The following is an 18,139-nucleotide window of genomic DNA, read 5'->3' on the forward strand; positions in this document are numbered from 1 at the left end:
AGAGAACCTTACAAACCATCGACAACCCGTTCGGCACGAGGTTGTCACCCATGTCTTAGGGACAAACTGTTACCTATGTCTCCGGGTCGGACAGAGAAAAACTGGAGCGGGCGAAGGGATTCGAACCCTCGACCCCAACCTTGGCAAGGTTGTGCTCTACCCCTGAGCTACACCCGCTCAATCCGCATCGGTCCGGGGTAGTCGTTGGACCGTGGGCGCCGCCTCGTGGCGACGGGCGCTATATGGCCTAACGGATTTTCAAATGCAACAGGGAAATGACGGAGAAACGAAGAAAAATTTCGGTGTTCGGCGAGGCAGAGCGGAAAGGCCGCAAAACTGGGGGCAGAGCGTCGGTTGCGAAGATTGCCAAATATTGTGGACGGACTTAATCAGGACGCCTCCACTTTTCCTTATCTCCGTTCGATGGATTGCCCGATGTCCGATAATACCCCCAAGACAAGAGAAGAATTGTTCGCCTTCCTCGACGGGCTCGGCATCGCCCATAAGACAGTGGATCATGCGCCTGTTTTCACCGTGGCCGAATCAGTTGCGTTGCGCGACGCGATCCCCGGCGGCCACACGAAGAATCTTTTCATCAAGGACAAGAAGGACAGGTATTTCCTGCTGACGGTGGAGGAGAATGCCGAGGTCGACCTCAAGCAGGTTCACACCATTATTGGCGGGTCCGGCCGGGTCTCCTTCGGCAGAGCGGAGAAGCTGATGGAGTATCTCGGTGTCATTCCGGGAGCGGTCACTGCCTTCGGCGCGATCAACGACATCGGCGGAAACGTCACTTTCGTGCTCGATGCCGATCTGATGGCCGAGGAAATCATCAACTGCCATCCGCTCTCCAACGATGCGACAACATCGATTGCGAGCGGCGACCTCATCCGTTTCATGGAAGCGACCGGACATAAGCCGCTTGTCTTGAAAGTGACGTCCTGACATACGATTTTAGCGCTACAATGACGCCGGCAGGACCGGCGCGGCGGGAGATACCTATGAGCGGCAGCAACAACCCCTATAATGGTTCCTTCGGAAATCAGATGTCGGCGACGGCAAGCTTCGGCGCTCAGCCGGAAGCGGCGGCTGCGGCCGGCAGCTACATCAGCGACACGACGACTGCGAATTTCGGCAAGGACGTCATTGAGGCGTCGCGCAAACAGCCGGTGCTGGTCGATTTCTGGGCGCCGTGGTGCGGTCCCTGCAAGCAGCTGACGCCGGTCCTGGAGAAGGTAGTCAATGAAGCCAAGGGCCGCGTTCGACTGGTCAAGATGAACATCGACGACCATCCCTCGATTGCCGGTCAGCTCGGAATCCAGTCGATCCCCGCCGTCATTGCCTTCGTCAACGGCCGTCCGGCTGACGGCTTCATGGGTGCGGTGCCGGAAAGTCAGATCACTCAGTTCATCGACCGTATTGCCGGGCCTGCCGGTGCCGATGAGGCGGCCGAAATCGAAGCCGTGCTGACGGAAGCGGCGGAGCTGCTCGCTGCTGGCAACGTCAACGAGGCGGCGCAGCTTTACGGCGCGGTCATGCAGGCCGATCCGGAGAATGCCAAGGCGCTTGCCGGGATGGCCGAATGCATGATCGCCGCAAACCAGCATCAGCGGGCCCGCGAAACGCTGACTGATCTGCCCGAGGAGCTTGCGAAGGACGCCGGCATCCAGGCGGTGCTGAAGAAGCTCGACCAGATCGAGGAGGCGCGCAAGCTCGGCGATCCCGTCGCGCTCGAGCAGGAGCTGGCGACCAATCCCGACAATCACGAGGCGCGGCTGAAGCTCGCCAAGATCCTCAATGTCGAAGGCCGGCGCGAGGAAGCCGCCGAACATCTGCTTCTCATCATGCGCAAGGATCGCGCCTTCGACGATGACGGCGCCCGCCGGCAACTGCTGCAGTTCTTCGAGGTCTGGGGTTTCAAGGATCCGGCGACGGTTGCCGCGCGGCGCAAGCTTTCGGCAATGCTGTTCTCTTAAGATGAACATCCGCCCTTGCGTTTTCGGGCGGGGGCACCACATTCTCGTCAGGACGGGCGCGCCCGTCCACCAGAATGCGGGACGGTTTCATGCAAGTCGGTAATGCCAGATACCTGAAGCCGGGCGATCTGCCTGATGCGATCGCAGTCTTCCCCCTGACCGGGGCCCTCCTCCTGCCCGCCGGGCAGCTTCCCCTCAACATCTTCGAGCCGCGTTATCTGGCGATGCTGGATGCAGCCCTTGCCGGAAACCGGCTGATCGGCATGGTCCAGCCGGCACTCGGCGAACATGAGGACAAGGGCGGCGAGCACAACCTTGCCGCCGTCGGCTGCCTCGGTCGCATCACCTCCTTTGCCGAGACCGGCGACGGGCGCTATATCGTGTCGCTGACCGGCGTCTGCCGCTTCCGGCTCCTGGAGGAGAAGGTGACCAGCGATCCCTTCCGCACCTTCCGCATCGCGCCCTTCATTGCCGATCTCTCGGCCGAGAACGAGGAGGAGGCGGTCGACCGTACGGCGCTGCTGACCGCTTTTAAGGCCTATCTCGATGCCAATAAGCTGGAGGCCGACTGGGAGAGCGTCGAGCGGGCCAGCAACCTGACGCTCGTCAATTCACTTGCCATGATGTCGCCGTTCGGGCCGGCTGAAAAACAGGCGCTCCTGGAGGCGCCGGACCTGAAGACGCGGGCCGAGACGCTGATCGCCATTACCGAAATCGTGCTGGCGCGGGTCTTCGGTGACTCCGATACGGTTCTGCAGTAAACTGCGGTCATGGACGAAAAACTGAGCCGCGTCGATCCGAAACTGCTGGAACTCCTGGTCTGTCCGCTCTCCAAGGGCCGGCTTTCCTATGATCGCGAACACAACGAGCTCGTCTCGGAAAAGGCGCAGCTTGCCTATCCGATCCGCGACGGCATTCCGATCATGCTGGTGTCCGAGGCCCGCCGCCTCGACGAATAGCCTCTCCGAATTCGGCTAAATCGTCTGGCCGGCCAGCAGCCGCGGATTATCCTTTGCCGCTGTTCCGGCCGCCTGGCTGATGAAGAAGGATTTGAGGCGCGGCAGCCGGTCGACGATGCCGAGACCGACATCGCGAGCGATACGGATCGGCATTGCGTCGTTGGAGAAGAGCCGGTTCAGCACGTCGGTCGTCACGCCCATACGGAAGGTGTCGAAGCGCCGCCAGGTCTGGTAGCGCTCGAGGATGTTGATCGAGCCGATATCGAGACCGAGGCGGTCGGCCTCGACAATCGTTTCGGCGAGCGCCGCCACGTCCTTGAAGCCGAGATTGAGGCCCTGTCCCGAAATTGGATGGATGCCGTGGGCGGCGTCGCCGGCCAGCGCCAGACGTGGAGCGACGAAGGCGCGGGCAAGCGTCAGGCCGAGCGGAAAGGCGCGTTTGTCGCCGATGACCTTGAGCGCCCCGAGCTTATGGCCGAAGCGGCGTTCCAGTTCCTCCTCGAAGATCAGATCGTCGGCGGCAACCAGCCTGTCGGCATCATGCGTGCGTTCCGTCCAGACGAGCGAGGAGCGGTTGTTCCGGAGCGGCAGGATGGCGAAGGGGCCGGCCGGCAGAAAATGCTCTTCGGCACAGCCGTCATGCGGCCGCTCATGTTCGACGGTCGCGACAATGCCGGACTGGCCATAGTCCCAGGTGACGGTCCTGATGCCGGCGAGATCGCGCAGCCTTGAGCGCACGCCGTCGCAGGCAATCACCAGCCGGGATTCCAGCGTGCTGCCGTCCGAAAGCGTGACGTCGGCATGGCTGTCGTGGGTTTTGAATTCGGTCGCCCCAAGCCCGTGGCGGATGTCGATGCCGAGCCGCTCGCAGAGACCGCGCAGTGCTGTCACCATGGCAACGTTCGGGATCATGTGTGCGAAGGGCCGGCCTTCCTCCACTTCGCCGTCGAACGTCAGGAATACGGGACGGACCGGATCGGAGGTCCGGGAATCGGTGACGATCATCTTGGTGATCGGCTGCGCTTCAGGCTCTATCTCGTCCCAGATGCCGAAGACTTCGAGCATCTTTGAGGCCGCCGCGATGATGGCTGAAGCGCGCGTATCGTTTTTCCAGACATGCTCGGGGGCGGCCTCCACGACCGCGACGTTCAGATGGGGCGCTGCCTGCTTGACCGCGACCGCCGCAGAAAGGCCGACATACCCCCCGCCCACAACCAGCATATCCAGCATCGCGCCGCTCCCGTACCTTGTGCCTCAGATGTGATCTATATAGATCATCGCAACTTCACTTCCTACCGCCGGGAGGCATACAAAATGACGCGCGAGACGAGCGAACCTTCGGCGATGGAGAGGCTGCTTGCGACGCTCGATCTGGAGCCGATCGAGGTCGATATCTTCCGCGGCCGCAGTCCGCAGGCCGGCTGGCAGCGGGTCTTCGGCGGCCAGGTCATCGGCCAGGCGCTGATGGCGGCACAGCGCACCATCGGGGCCAAGCGCTTCGTTCATTCGCTGCACGCTTATTTCATGCGCCCCGGCGATCCCTCGGTACCGATCATCTACCAGGTGGAGCGCATCCGCGACGGATCGAGCTTCAACACCCGGCGCGTCGTCGCTATCCAGCACGGCAAGGCAATCTTCGCGCTGTCGGCTTCTTTCCAGGTCGAGGAAGCAGGCTTCGACCACCAGATTGCCATGCCCGAGGTGGCGATGCCCGAAGAGCTGCTTGGCGAGCAGCAGATCAAGGAGCAATATCTCGCGCATGCACCGGAAGCGATCCGGAAATATTGGGAGCGCGAGCGGCCGATCGAGATCCGTCCCGTCTCGCTGACCCATTATTTTTCCGACAGGAAGCTCGAGCCCCGGCAGGACGTCTGGGTGCGCGCCACCGGTCCGGTTCCCGATGACCGGCTCTATCAGGCGGCGGTGCTTGCCTATCTCTCAGACATGACGCTGCTCGATACGTCGCTTTATGCCCACGGAACGTCCATCTTCGACCAGAGCCTGCAGGTGGCAAGTCTCGATCACTCCATGTGGTTCCACCGACCCTGCAAACTCGACGACTGGCTGCTCTATACGCAGGACAGCCCCTCGGCTTCGGGCGCCAGGGGATTAACCCGCGGGAGCCTGTTCACCCGGACAGGTGTGCTGATCGCGTCGGTCGCGCAAGAAGGATTGATTCGGAAAAAGGCAAATGAATAAATAACAGGCATATTTGCAGATTTGCGCATTATTTGTGCGCTTATTGCTCGGTCAATTGCCTGTTTATTGGCATTCCCAATTATAACATTTATTTTTCAATAAGTTAACTTCGGCTTCGAATCTGGCACGTCCTTTGAATGTATATCGCCGGTCGCTGTTCAGGAACGTCAGCGGCAAGGAGAGTCGGCTCCGCGCCGAGGATAACGAAGGATGGGAAACCAGATGAAAATTGTGATGGCTATTATCAAGCCGTTCAAGCTCGATGAGGTCCGCGAAGCCCTTACGGCGATCGGCATTCAGGGCCTGACAGTAACCGAAGTGAAGGGCTACGGGCGCCAGAAGGGGCATACCGAAATCTATCGCGGCACCGAATATGCGGTCAGCTTCCTGCCGAAGCTCAAGATCGAAATCGCGGTTGCATCGGAACTTGTCGACAGGGCGGTCGAAGCCATCGCGGCGTCGGCCAAGACCGGCCAGATCGGTGACGGCAAGATTTTCGTCTATTCGATCGACCATGCCGTGCGCATCCGTACGGGCGAAACCGATTCAGAAGCGCTGTAAGAACGGCAGATCAAGGAGCCTTTTCCAATGTCAATCTCGAAGTTTTCTTCCACCTTTGCGCGCGTCGGCGCTGCATCGGCCGCGCTTCTTGCGCCGGCCGTCGCTTTTGCGCAGGAGACTGCCGCGCCAGCTGCTGCCGCCGCTGCTCCTGCCTTCACCATGGACAAGGGTGACAATACCTGGATGCTCGTCTCCTCGGCGCTCGTCCTTCTGATGACCATCCCGGGCCTTGCGCTTTTCTACGGCGGTCTCGTGCGCGCCAAAAACATGCTCTCCGTGCTGATGCAGGTCTTCATGATCACAGCGGTCGTGTCGCTGATCTGGGTAACCTACGGCTATTCGCTCGCCTTTACCGACGGCGGCTCGCTGAACAGCTTCATCGGCGGCTTCTCCAAGGCCTTCCTCGCCGGCGTCAACACATCGTCGCTCGCCGAAACCTTCTCGAAGGGCGTCGCGATTCCGGAATACACCTTCATCGTCTTCCAGATGACCTTCGCCTGCATCACGCCCGGCCTGATCGTCGGCGCCTTCGCCGAACGCGTCAAGTTCTCGGCCGTCATGCTCTTCGTCGTGCTGTGGGTCACCTTCATCTACTTCCCGATGGCGCACATGGTCTGGTTCTGGGGCGGCCCGAGCTCCTACAGCGCACCGGCCGGCCTGATCTTCTCTTACGGCGCAATCGACTTCGCCGGCGGCACGGTCGTTCACATCAATGCCGGTATCGCCGGCCTTGTCGGCGCCATCATGCTCGGCAAGCGCACGGGCTATAAGAAGGAAATCATGGCTCCGCATTCGATGACGCTGACCATGGTCGGTGCCTCGCTGCTCTGGGTCGGCTGGTTCGGCTTCAATGCCGGCTCCAACCTCGAAGCCAATGGCTATGCATCGCTTGCTATGATCAACACCTTCGTCGCGACGGCCGCCGCCGCCGTGTCCTGGTGCATCGTCGAAAGCCTCGCCCGCGGCAAGGCCTCGATGCTCGGCGGCGCTTCCGGTGCCGTCGCCGGTCTCGTCGCCATCACGCCAGCGGCAGGTTTTGCCGGTCCGATGGGCTCGATCGTTCTCGGCCTCGTCGTCTCGCCGATCTGCTACTTCTTCGTCGATGTCGTGAAGAACAAGTTCAACTATGACGACAGCCTCGACGTCTTCGGCGTCCACTGCATCGGTGGCATCATCGGCGCTCTCGGCACCGGCATCCTCGTCAATCCGGCGCTGGGCGGTGCAGGCATTGTCGACTATTCGACGGCTGATTTTGCCGCCACCTATGCCGGCACGGCAACCCAGCTCTTGAACCAGGCGAAGGGCGTTCTCACCACCCTCCTGTGGTCGGGCATCGGTTCGGCGATCCTCTACAAGATCGTCGACGTCGTCATCGGCCTGCGCGTCTCCGTCGAGGCCGAGCGCGAAGGTCTCGACCTGGCGACCCACGGCGAAGCCGCCTATCACTCGTAATCTCGGCTTTGGGCGCCCGCGTGAGGGCGCCCCACACAGCCCGTCGCGGCTCTCACCAAGAGCCGCTCTTGGCCCGAACCTTCCACCGGTTCGGGCCTTTTTATTTTCATCGCCGGCATTGGGCACGCCGGAATGCATGGTTAACATCGCTTTAACCCGGCTCTGGTTAGGTAGAGCGGACGCATTTGGCATGGCGAGGCTTCGGCGATTCGCCTGCCCTCAGGCATTGGACGGGTTAGACACATGGCAAGAAGCACGTCGCCGGCAATGGATGGCCGTCCGGATCGGTTCTCCTTCTCGGCATTCATGCTGCGGCAGATCCAGGCACTCATCGGCTTTGCGATCTTTCTGCTGCTGGCTTTCTCAGTTGCGGCGCTGGCGACGTGGAATGTCGCCGATCCGAGCTATTCCTACGCCACTGCCAACCTGCCGACGAATATTCTCGGCTACAGCGGTGCTGCCTTTGCCGATATCGTCATGCAGTTTCTGGGGCTTGCCAGTGTCGTGGCGATGCTGCCGATCGTGGCCTGGGCGCTGACGATGATCTCCGGCCGTCGCTTCGACCGCATTCCCGCCCGCATCGGCGCCTGGCTTGCCGGCTCCGTGCTTTCCTCCGCCGTCATCGGCTGTTTTCCGCCGCCGCTCACCTGGCCGATCCCGAACGGTATCGGCGGCGTCATCGGCGATATGATTCTGCGTTTTCCCGCACTCTTCGTCGGCGCCTATCCCACAGGGACCTTCGCCATGGTTGTCGGCTGCATTTTTGCCGTGCCGACGGCCTGGATGATGCTCTTTGCATCAGGCCTCGTCGGCCGCAGCGAGACCGATGACGAAATCGAGGACGATTACGTCGAGACAACAAGCAAGGCGCGGGTGGTCGGAGACGAGGATGAGGAAGAGGACGAATCGCGCTGGGTCGCTTTCAGCGGCGCGATGACGCATGCCTGGTTCATGAGCCAGGGCCGGCTGCGCCGGCTGTTCGGCATGGGACCGCGCAAGCGGCGCCAGGGTGATTTCGAATCGCCCTATGATTTCAACGACGATGAATTCGGCACGCTGAACGAACCGGTCCGCGCCAAAGCGCCGGCCGTTCGCGGCGAGCGCCTCGAGCCGTCGATGGAGCCGCGCTCGGCTTCGCTCCGCCGCGTCGCCGCGCCATCGCTTTCCATCGACGATGAGGATGAGGACGACGATCCGCCCTTCGATACCGACATGCCGCCGCGTCCGGCCGACATTCTGCCTGACGACGATGATGACGACTGGATGATCCGTGCGCCGGCAAAAGCCGCCGCCAAGCCGGAGCCTCGCGTCGTCCCGGCGATCACGCGTCCGAAGCCCGGCGCGCGTGTCGAGCGGGAAGCGCAGGGCTCGTTCATTCGTCCCGAGGGCTTCCAGCTTCCCTCGATGCATTTGCTCGCCGAGCCCAGGAACGTGGTGCGCGATTCGACACTGTCGGCCGATGCGCTGGAGCAGAATGCCCGCATGCTCGAAGGCGTGCTCGAGGATTTCGGCGTCAAGGGCGAAATCATTCATGTCCGTCCCGGCCCCGTGGTCACGCTGTACGAACTGGAGCCGGCGCCCGGCATCAAATCGTCGCGCGTCATCGGCCTTGCCGACGATATCGCCCGTTCGATGAGCGCCATTGCCGCCCGCGTCGCCGTCGTGCCGGGCCGCAATGCGATCGGTATCGAACTCCCGAACCAGACACGCGAGACCGTCTATCTCCGCGAACTGATCGCGTCGCGGGATTTCGACGGCAGCAAGGCCAAGCTCGCCATGGCGCTCGGCAAGACGATCGGCGGCGAAGCCGTCATCGCCGACCTCGCCAAGATGCCGCACCTGCTCGTCGCCGGCACCACCGGTTCAGGCAAATCGGTCGCCATCAACACGATGATCCTGTCGCTGCTCTACCGCATGACGCCGGAACAGTGCCGGCTGATCATGATCGACCCGAAGATGCTCGAACTCTCCGTCTATGACGGCATTCCGCATCTGCTTTCGCCTGTTGTCACCGATCCGAAGAAGGCCGTCGTCGCGCTGAAATGGACGGTGCGCGAGATGGAAGAGCGCTACAAGAAGATGTCGAAGATCGGCGTGCGCAACATCGACGGCTTCAACACGCGGGTCGAACAAGCCTTGTCGAAGGGTGAGGTGATCTCGCGCACGGTGCAGACCGGCTTCGACCGCCATACCGGCGAAGCCATGTACGAGACCGAGGAATTCGATCTGAAGCCGATGCCCTATATCGTCGTCATCATCGACGAAATGGCCGATCTGATGATGGTCGCCGGCAAGGATATCGAAGGCGCGGTCCAACGCCTGGCGCAAATGGCGCGTGCGGCCGGCATCCACGTGATCATGGCGACCCAGCGCCCTTCGGTCGACGTCATCACCGGCACGATCAAGGCGAACTTCCCGACCCGCATCTCCTTCCAGGTCACCTCGAAGATCGACAGCCGCACGATTCTCGGGGAGCAGGGCGCCGAACAGCTGCTCGGCATGGGCGACATGCTCTACATGGCGGGCGGCGGGCGCATCCAGCGCGTCCACGGCCCATTCGTTTCTGATGTCGAGGTGGAAGAGATCGTCTCCTACCTGAAGACGCAGGGTTCGCCGCAATATCTCGATGCGATCACCGCCGATGACGACGAGGACGGCGATTATGGCGGCGGCGGCCCGGCCGGCACGTCGAACCTTTCGGATTCGGAAGATCCCTATGATCAGGCCGTCGCCATCGTGCTGCGCGACGGCAAGGCCTCGACCTCTTACGTTCAACGCCGACTTGGTATCGGCTATAATAGAGCCGCCTCGCTGATCGAGCGCATGGAGAAGGAAGGCATCATCGGGCCGGCCAACCATGCCGGCAAAAGAGAAATCCTCGTTCCGACCGAGGGCGACATCCTCGACCGCTGAGACAAGCGCCATATATTTCTGATGTGACCGCTTTGGCGGAAACGTAACGGCATCAACGCCGTTGCTTTTCGCGCGCCGATCGCAACGCCTTGAAGACGCCGCCTTTCAGCGGCATGCAGATCGCATTAAGGAGATTTAGATGCGTAACTCCGATTCCTTCCTCTCCGGCCTGGCGATGACGCGCCGCGATCTTCTCGGCGCTTTCGCCGTCGCTGCTATGGCGAGCGCCGTTCCTCTCAGCGCCATCGCGCAGGCGGCAGCGCCCGCCTCCGGCACGGCGCAGGCAATCGCCGATCATTTCTCCGGCGTCACGACGATGCAGGGCGAATTCGTCCAGTTCGGTCCGCGCGGCGAACAAACCGGCGGCAAGTTCTTCATCCAGCGTCCCGGCAAGCTGCGTTTCAACTACGACGACCCGTCGCCGATGCGGGTGATAGCCGACGGCAAGAATGTCGCCATCGGCAATATGAAGCTCAAGACCTGGGATCTCTATCCGCTCTCGAAGACTCCGCTCAGCCTGCTCCTGGCGCAGCATATCGACCTTTCGGCCGGCATGGTGAAGGGCGTGAAGGAGGAGTCGGACCTGACGACGATCGCGCTCGGCAACAATACAGTGTTCGGAAACTCGACAATCACCATGATGTTCGATCCGAAGACCTATGATCTGCGCCAGTGGACGATCACCGACAACCAGGGCAAGGATACGTCGGTGATGATCTTCAACGTGAAGACGGGCGTGCAGTTCGACGACCGCGTCTTCCGGGTGCCCTACGAGAGCATTCCCGGCACGGCAGCTTCACGCGACTAAGGGTTTTCGATTGATCGCCTGAAGCCTTTGCACGCTGCCAGTTTCCTCCTGCGTGCCTTTGTTCTAAAGCCCTTCCATGAAAGTGTGAAAGGGCTTGGGCATGGGTTTTTCGATTACGACTTGGAACATCAATTCGGTGCGGCTGCGCATGCCGCTCGTCGAGCAGCTCGTGCTCAAACAGAGGCCTGACATTCTCTGCCTGCAGGAGACCAAGGTGCCGAACGAGCTCTTCCCGGCAGCACCTTTGCGGGCGATGGGCTACGATCACATCATCATCCATGGCCAGAAGGGCTATCACGGGGTCGCAATCGCCTCGCGCATTCCGCTGACGGAGGATCACCGGCAGGATTATTGCGGCGTCGGCGATGCCCGCCACATATCGGCGGTGTTCGAACGCGGCAATCGTCGTGTCCGGCTGCACAATTTCTACGTCCCGGCCGGCGGCGACGAGCCGGATCGCACCATCAATCCGAAATTTGGCCACAAGCTCGATTTCATCGAGGAGATGAAGCTGTTGAAAGCCAATGGCGAGGCCAATACCTCCGCCATCCTCGTCGGCGACCTCAATATCGCGCCGCTGGAGCACGATGTCTGGTCGCATAAGCAGCTGCTGAAGATCGTCAGCCATACGCCTGTTGAAACCGACGGGCTCATCGAGGTGATGAAGCGCGGCGGCTGGCTCGATCTCATGCGCCAGCACGTGCCGGCAAGCGAGAAGCTTTATACTTGGTGGAGCTACCGGGCCAAGGATTGGGAGGCTGCCGATCGTGGCCGTCGCCTCGACCACATCTGGTCCTCATCCGATCTCGGGCCGCATCTCCAGCGGATCGAGATCCTGAAGGAAGCGCGCGGCTGGGACCGGCCGTCGGATCATGTGCCGGTCACGGCGCATTTCGACTTCTGATGCAGTGGCTTCTTCAGCAGTTCGAAGACACCCAGAAGCTGGCCGAGACGCTCGACCAGCTCGGTATCTCGTATACATGGCACAAAGTCGTCCCGTTCGTCGGCGAGCTCATCCCCGAGCCGGTCGTCCCGGATCCCGGCTCCGTGGTGATGTTCGGCTCCTATTCACTGTGGAAGAACGCCGAGGCGAACGGCTACTGGCCGGGCGTGTTCAAGCTCCGTCCGTTCGTCCAGGAAAAGGCGTGGCATCCCTATCTCCTGAACGGAGCCGACGCGCTGTTCCTGACGCTCCGAGACATCCCGAGGCGCCTGGCCGATGATGGGAGGGAATGGTTCCTGCGCCCCGTCGACGACAGCAAGGAAGAGCCCGGCACCGTGAAATCGACGGGCGAGATCGTCCGGATGGCGGAGCGTGTGCTTGCGCTTGACGAAGAGGAAATCCCGGCAGGATCGCTTCGCCATGACACGCTGCTGATGCTCACCAAGCCTGTGCGCATCCTGCGTGAATGGCGTCTCTGGCCCGTCAATGATCGGATTGTCACCTATTCGCTCTACAAGGATGGTTCACGTGTCACCCACCGTTACGAGATCGATGACGATGTGCTGGAGTTCGGGCAGCGCATGGTGGACATCAACCCCGGCTACTCGCCGGCCTATGTCATCGATGTCTGCCGTACCGAAGAGGGACTGAAGCTGCTCGAAACGAACTGCATCAATGCCGCCGGGTTCTACGCTTCAGATCTCGTGAAGCTTGCGGCGGCGATCGACGGCCTCGGCCGCGGCTGAGCTTACGCTCCTGGGCTGCGCTCCATCATTGCCCGGCGCTCTGGCAAGATTCAGCTGAATCGATGGAACTGGCTTGCAGCCTTTGCCGCAAGTTCGGCGAGATTGTCGCGGATGCGGTTTTCGATCAGGCGGGCCGCATCGGGATATTCCTCGAGTAGCCGATGGAAGAGGGCGCGGGTGATGCGGATGATGCTTGTGTCTTCGCGCGCGATCGCGGTGAACTTGCGCTCCACCAGGGTGACCAGCGCCAGCTCCGAAATCAGTGTTCCCGGTCCGGCGACAGCCTCCGCCCGCTGCATGCCGTCGCTGCTCGTCGTGCTGAGTTCCAGGCTGCCGCTCAAGACGACGTAGGCGCTCTCGGCCGGGGAGCCTTGGCGGAACAGCATCTGGCCGGCGGCGATCATGCGCCGGTCGGCGCCGAACGCGATCAACCGCAACTGGTCCTCGCTCATGTCCTTGAACAGCGGAAGCTGGGAAAGCAGATGAATGTCGTCGGTCAGCGCCATGTCGGCTTTTCGCCTTAGAGCAATTCCAACAGAAGCGCCTGGCGGTTTTGCCAGGAAAAGCGTCAAACGCTTTTGCTGGGAGCTACGTGAAAACAAAGAGTTAGAGCATCTCTGGAGAAAACGGAATGCTCTAGGGTATGATCTTGTAGCCGCCGTTTTCCGTCACCAGAATTTCGGCGTTGGAGGGATCGCGCTCGATCTTCTGGCGCAGCCGGTACACATGGGTTTCCAGCGTGTGCGTGGTTACACCGGAATTGTAGCCCCAGACCTCTTCAAGAAGCACGTCCCGGGTGACGACCTTCTGTTCGGCGCGGTAGAGATAGCGGATGATCGCCGCTTCCTTTTCCGTCAGGCGGATCTTCTGGCCGTTGTCGGTGGTGAGCAGTTTCTGGCTCGGCTTGAAGAGATACGGGCCGACGGTAAAGGTTGCGTCTTCGCTCTGCTCGTGCTGGCGCAATTGCACGCGGATGCGCGCCAGCAGCACAGCGAAGCGGAAGGGCTTGGTGACATAATCGTTGGCGCCGGCTTCAAGACCGAGGATCGTGTCCGAATCGGTATCGTGGCCGGTTAGCATGATGATCGGCGCCTTGAAGCCGCCCTTGCGCAGGAGCTTCACCGCTTCGCGGCCGTCCATATCGGGCAGGCCGACATCCATGATCAAGAGATCGACCGGCGTCGAACGAGCGGTCGCAACACCTTTGCCGGCGTTGGCTTCCTGCAGAACCGTGAATTCCTCATAAAGCGACAATTGCTCCGTCAGGGTCTGACGAAGGTCCTCGTCGTCATCCACCAGAAGAATGGTGCGTGCGGTCATGCCGTTGCGTCCTCAAAGTTTAGTCCCCTAGTCCTACGCCAAATTCCAGCTTTGGCAAGGATCGGCCGGCGGGGCTGTTGCCGCGCAGCTTTTCATATGATTTCAATCACGGCCTCAGGCAATGCAAGACATGCGAGAAAAATGGAAAAAGCAAGGCGGAGCCGGGGCATGCGGCCATCGACGATCGTGGTGCGCCCCGCGCCAGGGAAGAAGAGCCGCGCCATCGTCCGATTCGGCGCAATCACCATCCCTGCAGCGATCGGCCGTTCGGGCCGTACCATCTTCAAACGCGAGGGCGACGGCGCCACGCCGATCGCGGCAATGCGGCTGATTTCCGGCTTCCGGCGCGGTGAACGGAACGGTCAGCTCATCACCTCGCTCCCCATTCGCCGCATCCGAGCAGACATGCTCTGGTGCGACCAGCCCGGCAACGCCAACTACAATCGCCTCGTGCAGGCGCCATTCGGCGCAAGTCATGAGGAGATGCGGCGTAGTGACTGCCTCTACGATATCTGCCTTGTCATGGACTGGAACATTTCCTCGCGGCTGCGCAACCGCGGTTCGGCGATCTTCTTCCATCTCATCAGGCCTGGCTACGAGCCGACGGCCGGCTGCGTAGCCGTAAGCCTGCGTGACATGCGCCGCCTTCTGCCCCACCTTCGAAAGGGAACGATTGTCCGGGTCCTCTGATTGTCTTCAGGATGCCGGCACCTATATGGTTCCGGTGACCGAACGCTCCGGCTGAAATGCGTTCCGGGACGTCCGCAGGTGCGGGCGCAATCCATGCCTCGTCCAATTCTTCAAACTCCCGGAGATATATTGTGACCGCTCAACCCATCATCACTTTCCATGACGGACATTCCGTTCCCCAGGTCGGTCTCGGCGTCTGGCAGACGCCGCAGGAGATTGCCGCGCCGACGGTACGCACTGCCATTGCCGCCGGCTATCGGCATATCGATACGGCTTCGGGTTACGACAATGAAGAGGGTGTTGGCGAAGGCATCCGCTCGTCCGGCCTCGACCGAAAGGATATCTTCGTCACCACCAAACTCAGGAATACCGACCAGGGCTACGACAATGCGTTGCGCGCCTTCGACGGCAGCCTCAAGAAGCTCGGCTCCGACTATGTCGACCTCTATCTCATTCACTGGCCGTCGCCGCATCGCGGCCTCTACACCGAGACCTGGAAAGCGTTCGTGCGCATCCGCGAAGAGGGCCGCGCCCGCTCGATCGGCGTGTCGAACTTCTATCCCGAACATCTCGAGCGCATCATCGGCGAGACCGGCGTCGTTCCGGTGATCAACCAGATCGAACTGCATCCCGACTTTCAACAGAAGGCGGCGCAGGAGGTTCACAAGAAACTGAATATCGCCACCGAATCGTGGAGTCCGCTCGGTCAGGGCAAATTCATCTCGAACAAGGTCATCGGCGAGATTGCCAAGAAACATCGGAAGACACCGGCCCAGGTGATCATCCGCTGGCATATCGATACCGGCCTCGTCGTCATCCCGAAGTCGGTCACGCCGTCGCGCATCGAGGAGAACTTCCAGGTGTTCGACTTCAAGCTCGATGCCGACGACATGGCGGAGATTGCCAAGCTCGACAATGCTGGCGCCCGCATGGGTCCGGATCCGATGACGGCGGCTTTCTGATCGCCGGTTGCGCGAACACCGCCGATCGGCTGTCGGCGCCGCAATGTAAAAGCCGCCCGATGCGCGCAGACGCATCGGGCGGCTTTATCTTTCATTCCGTCGGACGGATCAGTTCCACTCGCGGATATCGACGAAGTGCCCGGCAATTGCGGCGGCGGCGGCCATGGCCGGCGAGACGAGATGCGTGCGGCCCTTGAAACCCTGACGGCCTTCGAAATTTCGGTTCGAGGTCGAGGCGCAACGCTCGCCCGGCTTAAGGCGGTCGTCGTTCATGGCAAGGCACATGGAGCAACCCGGCTCGCGCCAGTCAAAACCGGCGGCCTTGAAGATCTTGTCGAGGCCTTCGGCTTCCGCCTGTTCCTTGACGAGGCCGGAGCCGGGGACGATCATCGCGTTGACGGTCGAGGCGACGGTCTTGCCCTCGACGACCTTGGCAGCGGCGCGAAGGTCTTCGATGCGGCCGTTGGTGCACGAGCCAATGAAGACGCGATCGACAGCGATGTCGGTCATCTTCGTGCCCGGCTTCAGGCCCATATAGTCAAGCGCACGCCACTTGGAGGCACGCTTCGTTTCGTCCTGGATTTCATCCGGATTGGGTACGATGCCCTGGACGGAGACGACGTCCTCAGGGGAAGACCCCCAGGAGACGATCGGCGGCAGTTCGGCGGCGTTCAGTTTGACGACGCGGTCGAAATGAGCGCCTTCGTCTGATTTCAGCGTCTTCCAGTAGGCGATCGCCTGTTCCAGCGCTTCGCCCTTCGGTGCGCGCGGCTTGCCCTTGATATATTCGAAGGTGGTTTCGTCAGGGGCGATGAGGCCAGCGCGGGCGCCGCCTTCGATCGACATGTTGCAGATCGTCATGCGGCCTTCCATCGACAGCGCGCGGATCGCTTCGCCGGCATATTCGATGACGTAGCCGGTGCCGCCTGCGGTGCCGATCTCGCCGATGATGGCAAGAACGATATCCTTGGCGGTGACGCCTGCCGGCAGCTGGCCGTCGACCTGCACCAGCATGTTCTTGGCCTTCTTCTGGATCAGCGTCTGGGTGGCGAGAACGTGCTCGACCTCAGATGTGCCGATGCCGTGGGCGAGCGAGCCGAAGGCGCCATGGGTGGAGGTGTGGCTGTCGCCGCAGACAATCGTCATGCCCGGCAGGGTGAAGCCCTGTTCCGGCCCGATGATGTGGACGATGCCCTGGCGCTTATCGTTCTCGGAATAATATTCGACGTGGAATTCGGCAGCGTTCTTGGCGAGCTGCTCGACCTGGATGCGGCTTTCCTCGTTCTTGATGCCGAGATGGCGGTCGGCCGAGGTCGGAACATTGTGGTCGACGACGGCGAGCGTCTTTTCAGGGGCGCGAACCTTGCGGCCGGACATGCGCAGGCCTTCGAAAGCCTGCGGCGAGGTGACTTCATGGACCAGGTGGCGGTCGATGTAGAGAAGACAGGTGCCGTCTGCCTGCTCGTCGACCAGGTGGTCGTCCCAGATCTTGTCGTAGAGGGTACGCGGTGCGCTCATGGCGGTAAGTCCGTTTTTGGAAGCTTTGGAAAATCGGAAAAAGCGGATCAGGCTCCGCCGGCCGTCATTCGATCAACGAAGTCGGCTGTTGAGCGCACCGGAGACGCATGCAAAGAACCGCGCCGGCAGGCGATAATGATCCTGCAGCACGAATATATGCGCGCCGATGCAACTGAACTTGGATTCCATGGCGCTGGATATAGCGATTTTTGATCGAAACGGCAATTCGAATCGTGAGGCGCGTCCTTTCTGCATCCGAATGGACGCAGGTGTTTAGTGTCGCGGCATCTGCTTCATCTTCTTCTCGATCCGCCGCAGCGCCAGCGACAGTCCGATCGTCAGGATCAGATAGATATAGGTGACGATCGAATAGGTCTCGAAGAAGCGGAAGGAGCCGGAGGCATAGACCTTACCCATCTGCGTGATGTCGGCCACGCCGAGCACCGACACGAGAGACGAATCCTTCACCATCGAGACGAAATCGTTGGAGAGCGGCGGGAGGATGACCCGGATCGCCTGCGGGAAGACAACGAGCCGGAACCGGCGGTAGCGCGACAGGCCGAGCGACTTTGCCGCCTCGATCTGACCGATATCGACCGATTGAAAGCCGGCTCGGAAGACCTCGGCGATGAAGGATGAATAGCCGATCATCAGCGCGATGATGGCCCGCCACATCAGCGACAGGTCGCGCACCAGGATCGGCTCGGCGATACCTGATTTCACCAAGGGCGTGATGATGAAGTTATACGTCGTGACGAAACCGGGCGCACCGACGAAGGCGACGTAGAAGAGCAGCACCAGCATAGGGATGCCGCGGATGATCTCGATGTAGAAGCGGGCGATCTGGCGCAGCACGATGCTGTCGGCCAGCCCGAGCAGCGCGATGCCGAGACCAAGCACGGTTGCCAGCGCAAAGGCGACGAGCGTCACGAACACGGTGACGCCGACGCCATTCACCACGGTTCGGAAGACCTGGGTGTAAATGTCATTGGTGATGATGACGACGGCGAGAACGATGCCGATCAGGACAAGGACGGCCAGCCACCAGGGACGGTCGTCCTTCTCGTGTCGCGGGGATGGTTGTGGCGCCAT

General features: G+C 61.2%; 18 protein-coding genes and 1 tRNA gene. 13 read left to right on the forward strand and 6 right to left on the reverse strand.

Annotation, left to right across the window (positions count from 1 at the left end; all coding sequences use genetic code 11):
* Positions 1 to 102: 102 nt before the first annotated feature.
* Positions 103 to 177, reverse strand: a tRNA-Gly gene (locus FHT70_RS28535).
* Positions 178 to 435: 258 nt separating this feature from the next.
* Here FHT70_RS28535 and FHT70_RS28540 point away from each other — a divergent pair.
* The 4 genes from FHT70_RS28540 (at position 436) to FHT70_RS28555 (ending at position 2,935) form a co-directional block, all read left to right on the forward strand.
* Positions 436 to 945 carry a prolyl-tRNA synthetase associated domain-containing protein gene (locus FHT70_RS28540; protein ID WP_085780232.1) on the forward strand — a complete coding sequence of 170 codons (510 nt, stop codon included), beginning with the start codon at positions 436 to 438 and terminating at the stop codon, positions 943 to 945.
* 56 nt (positions 946 to 1,001) lie between these two features.
* Positions 1,002 to 1,976 carry a thioredoxin gene (gene trxA, locus FHT70_RS28545; RefSeq protein ID WP_183706492.1) on the forward strand — a complete coding sequence of 325 codons (975 nt, stop codon included), beginning with the start codon at positions 1,002 to 1,004 and terminating at the stop codon, positions 1,974 to 1,976.
* A 74-nt stretch (positions 1,977 to 2,050) separates the two neighbouring features.
* On the forward strand, positions 2,051 to 2,737 hold the full coding sequence (locus FHT70_RS28550) for an LON peptidase substrate-binding domain-containing protein (protein ID WP_176536246.1): 687 nt from the start codon (positions 2,051 to 2,053) through the stop codon (positions 2,735 to 2,737).
* Between the two features lie 9 nt (positions 2,738 to 2,746).
* Complete coding sequence (locus FHT70_RS28555) at positions 2,747 to 2,935, forward strand: Trm112 family protein (RefSeq protein ID WP_003567459.1); 189 nt, start codon at positions 2,747 to 2,749, stop codon at positions 2,933 to 2,935.
* A gap of 15 nt (positions 2,936 to 2,950) precedes the next feature.
* Here FHT70_RS28555 and FHT70_RS28560 read toward each other — a convergent pair whose 3' ends face one another.
* Entirely contained in the window at positions 2,951 to 4,165 is a 1,215-nt protein-coding gene (locus tag FHT70_RS28560) for a ubiquinone biosynthesis hydroxylase (protein WP_183706493.1), read from the reverse strand.
* Positions 4,166 to 4,249: 84 nt separating this feature from the next.
* Between FHT70_RS28560 and tesB the strand changes: the two genes are divergently transcribed.
* The 7 genes from tesB to FHT70_RS28595 all read left to right on the forward strand — a co-directional run bounded on the left by tesB (position 4,250) and on the right by FHT70_RS28595 (position 12,557).
* Positions 4,250 to 5,134 (forward strand): acyl-CoA thioesterase II, encoded by an 885-nt coding sequence (gene tesB, locus FHT70_RS28565; protein ID WP_183706495.1) that lies wholly within the window; start codon positions 4,250 to 4,252, stop codon positions 5,132 to 5,134.
* A gap of 210 nt (positions 5,135 to 5,344) precedes the next feature.
* The gene (locus tag FHT70_RS28570; protein ID WP_003543684.1) at positions 5,345 to 5,695 is read left to right on the forward strand and encodes a P-II family nitrogen regulator; all 351 of its coding nucleotides are present in this window, start codon (positions 5,345 to 5,347) and stop codon (positions 5,693 to 5,695) included.
* Positions 5,696 to 5,722: 27 nt separating this feature from the next.
* Positions 5,723 to 7,147, forward strand: coding sequence for an ammonium transporter (locus tag FHT70_RS28575; RefSeq protein WP_183706497.1), 1,425 nt, complete (start codon positions 5,723 to 5,725; stop codon positions 7,145 to 7,147).
* 243 nt (positions 7,148 to 7,390) lie between these two features.
* A complete protein-coding gene (locus FHT70_RS28580; protein ID WP_097598222.1) occupies positions 7,391 to 10,060 on the forward strand; it encodes a DNA translocase FtsK in 2,670 nt (889 codons plus the stop codon).
* A 139-nt stretch (positions 10,061 to 10,199) separates the two neighbouring features.
* Complete coding sequence (locus tag FHT70_RS28585; RefSeq protein ID WP_064805551.1) at positions 10,200 to 10,868, forward strand: outer membrane lipoprotein carrier protein LolA; 669 nt, start codon at positions 10,200 to 10,202, stop codon at positions 10,866 to 10,868.
* Positions 10,869 to 10,968: 100 nt separating this feature from the next.
* Positions 10,969 to 11,772, forward strand: a complete 804-nt coding sequence (locus FHT70_RS28590) for an exodeoxyribonuclease III (protein ID WP_183706499.1) — start codon at positions 10,969 to 10,971, stop codon at positions 11,770 to 11,772.
* On the forward strand, positions 11,772 to 12,557 hold the full coding sequence (locus FHT70_RS28595; protein ID WP_183706501.1) for an ATP-grasp domain-containing protein: 786 nt from the start codon (positions 11,772 to 11,774) through the stop codon (positions 12,555 to 12,557). Before FHT70_RS28590 ends, FHT70_RS28595 begins: the two co-directional genes overlap by 1 nt.
* A 50-nt stretch (positions 12,558 to 12,607) precedes the next feature.
* Here the strand turns inward: FHT70_RS28595 and FHT70_RS28600 are convergent, their stop codons facing one another.
* Complete coding sequence (locus tag FHT70_RS28600; RefSeq protein ID WP_011427160.1) at positions 12,608 to 13,063, reverse strand: cyclic nucleotide-binding domain-containing protein; 456 nt, start codon at positions 13,061 to 13,063, stop codon at positions 12,608 to 12,610.
* 130 nt (positions 13,064 to 13,193) lie between these two features.
* A complete protein-coding gene (locus FHT70_RS28605; protein ID WP_011427159.1) occupies positions 13,194 to 13,877 on the reverse strand; it encodes a response regulator transcription factor in 684 nt (227 codons plus the stop codon).
* A 168-nt stretch (positions 13,878 to 14,045) separates the two neighbouring features.
* On the opposite strand from FHT70_RS28605, the gene FHT70_RS28610 reads away from it, so the two are divergent.
* Together FHT70_RS28610 and FHT70_RS28615 are read left to right on the forward strand one after the other, a co-directional pair.
* On the forward strand, positions 14,046 to 14,567 hold the full coding sequence (locus FHT70_RS28610) for a L,D-transpeptidase (protein WP_183706503.1): 522 nt from the start codon (positions 14,046 to 14,048) through the stop codon (positions 14,565 to 14,567).
* A gap of 131 nt (positions 14,568 to 14,698) precedes the next feature.
* The gene (locus FHT70_RS28615) at positions 14,699 to 15,529 is read left to right on the forward strand and encodes an aldo/keto reductase (protein WP_183706505.1); all 831 of its coding nucleotides are present in this window, start codon (positions 14,699 to 14,701) and stop codon (positions 15,527 to 15,529) included.
* A 108-nt stretch (positions 15,530 to 15,637) separates the two neighbouring features.
* On the opposite strand, the gene leuC is transcribed toward FHT70_RS28615, so the two are convergent.
* Complete coding sequence (gene leuC, locus FHT70_RS28620) at positions 15,638 to 17,047, reverse strand: 3-isopropylmalate dehydratase large subunit (RefSeq protein ID WP_183706507.1); 1,410 nt, start codon at positions 17,045 to 17,047, stop codon at positions 15,638 to 15,640.
* Between the two features lie 273 nt (positions 17,048 to 17,320).
* The gene (locus FHT70_RS28625) at positions 17,321 to 18,139 is read right to left on the reverse strand and encodes an amino acid ABC transporter permease (RefSeq protein WP_085779773.1); all 819 of its coding nucleotides are present in this window, start codon (positions 18,137 to 18,139) and stop codon (positions 17,321 to 17,323) included.

This window comes from Rhizobium sp. BK049, assembly GCF_014193135.1.
In the GTDB taxonomy this organism is placed as follows: Bacteria; Pseudomonadota; Alphaproteobacteria; order Rhizobiales; family Rhizobiaceae; genus Rhizobium.

Bases quoted from the DNA above. Each gene is read 5' to 3' on its own strand.
- FHT70_RS28540 (WP_085780232.1), top strand. From the start codon at position 436: ATGTCCGATAATACCCCCAAGACAAGAGAAGAATTGTTCGCCTTCCTC.
- trxA (WP_183706492.1), top strand. From the start codon at position 1,002: ATGAGCGGCAGCAACAACCCCTATAATGGTTCCTTCGGAAATCAGATG.
- FHT70_RS28550 (WP_176536246.1), top strand. From the start codon at position 2,051: ATGCGGGACGGTTTCATGCAAGTCGGTAATGCCAGATACCTGAAGCCG.
- FHT70_RS28555 (WP_003567459.1), top strand. From the start codon at position 2,747: ATGGACGAAAAACTGAGCCGCGTCGATCCGAAACTGCTGGAACTCCTG.
- FHT70_RS28560 (WP_183706493.1), bottom strand. From the start codon at position 4,165: ATGCTGGATATGCTGGTTGTGGGCGGGGGGTATGTCGGCCTTTCTGCG.
- tesB (WP_183706495.1), top strand. From the start codon at position 4,250: ATGACGCGCGAGACGAGCGAACCTTCGGCGATGGAGAGGCTGCTTGCG.
- FHT70_RS28570 (WP_003543684.1), top strand. From the start codon at position 5,345: ATGGGAAACCAGATGAAAATTGTGATGGCTATTATCAAGCCGTTCAAG.
- FHT70_RS28575 (WP_183706497.1), top strand. From the start codon at position 5,723: ATGTCAATCTCGAAGTTTTCTTCCACCTTTGCGCGCGTCGGCGCTGCA.
- FHT70_RS28580 (WP_097598222.1), top strand. From the start codon at position 7,391: ATGGCAAGAAGCACGTCGCCGGCAATGGATGGCCGTCCGGATCGGTTC.
- FHT70_RS28585 (WP_064805551.1), top strand. From the start codon at position 10,200: ATGCGTAACTCCGATTCCTTCCTCTCCGGCCTGGCGATGACGCGCCGC.
- FHT70_RS28590 (WP_183706499.1), top strand. From the start codon at position 10,969: ATGGGTTTTTCGATTACGACTTGGAACATCAATTCGGTGCGGCTGCGC.
- FHT70_RS28595 (WP_183706501.1), top strand. From the start codon at position 11,772: ATGCAGTGGCTTCTTCAGCAGTTCGAAGACACCCAGAAGCTGGCCGAG.
- FHT70_RS28600 (WP_011427160.1), bottom strand. From the start codon at position 13,063: ATGGCGCTGACCGACGACATTCATCTGCTTTCCCAGCTTCCGCTGTTC.
- FHT70_RS28605 (WP_011427159.1), bottom strand. From the start codon at position 13,877: ATGACCGCACGCACCATTCTTCTGGTGGATGACGACGAGGACCTTCGT.
- FHT70_RS28610 (WP_183706503.1), top strand. From the start codon at position 14,046: ATGCGGCCATCGACGATCGTGGTGCGCCCCGCGCCAGGGAAGAAGAGC.
- leuC (WP_183706507.1), bottom strand. From the start codon at position 17,047: ATGAGCGCACCGCGTACCCTCTACGACAAGATCTGGGACGACCACCTG.
- FHT70_RS28625 (WP_085779773.1), bottom strand. From the start codon at position 18,139: ATGGCGCCACAACCATCCCCGCGACACGAGAAGGACGACCGTCCCTGG.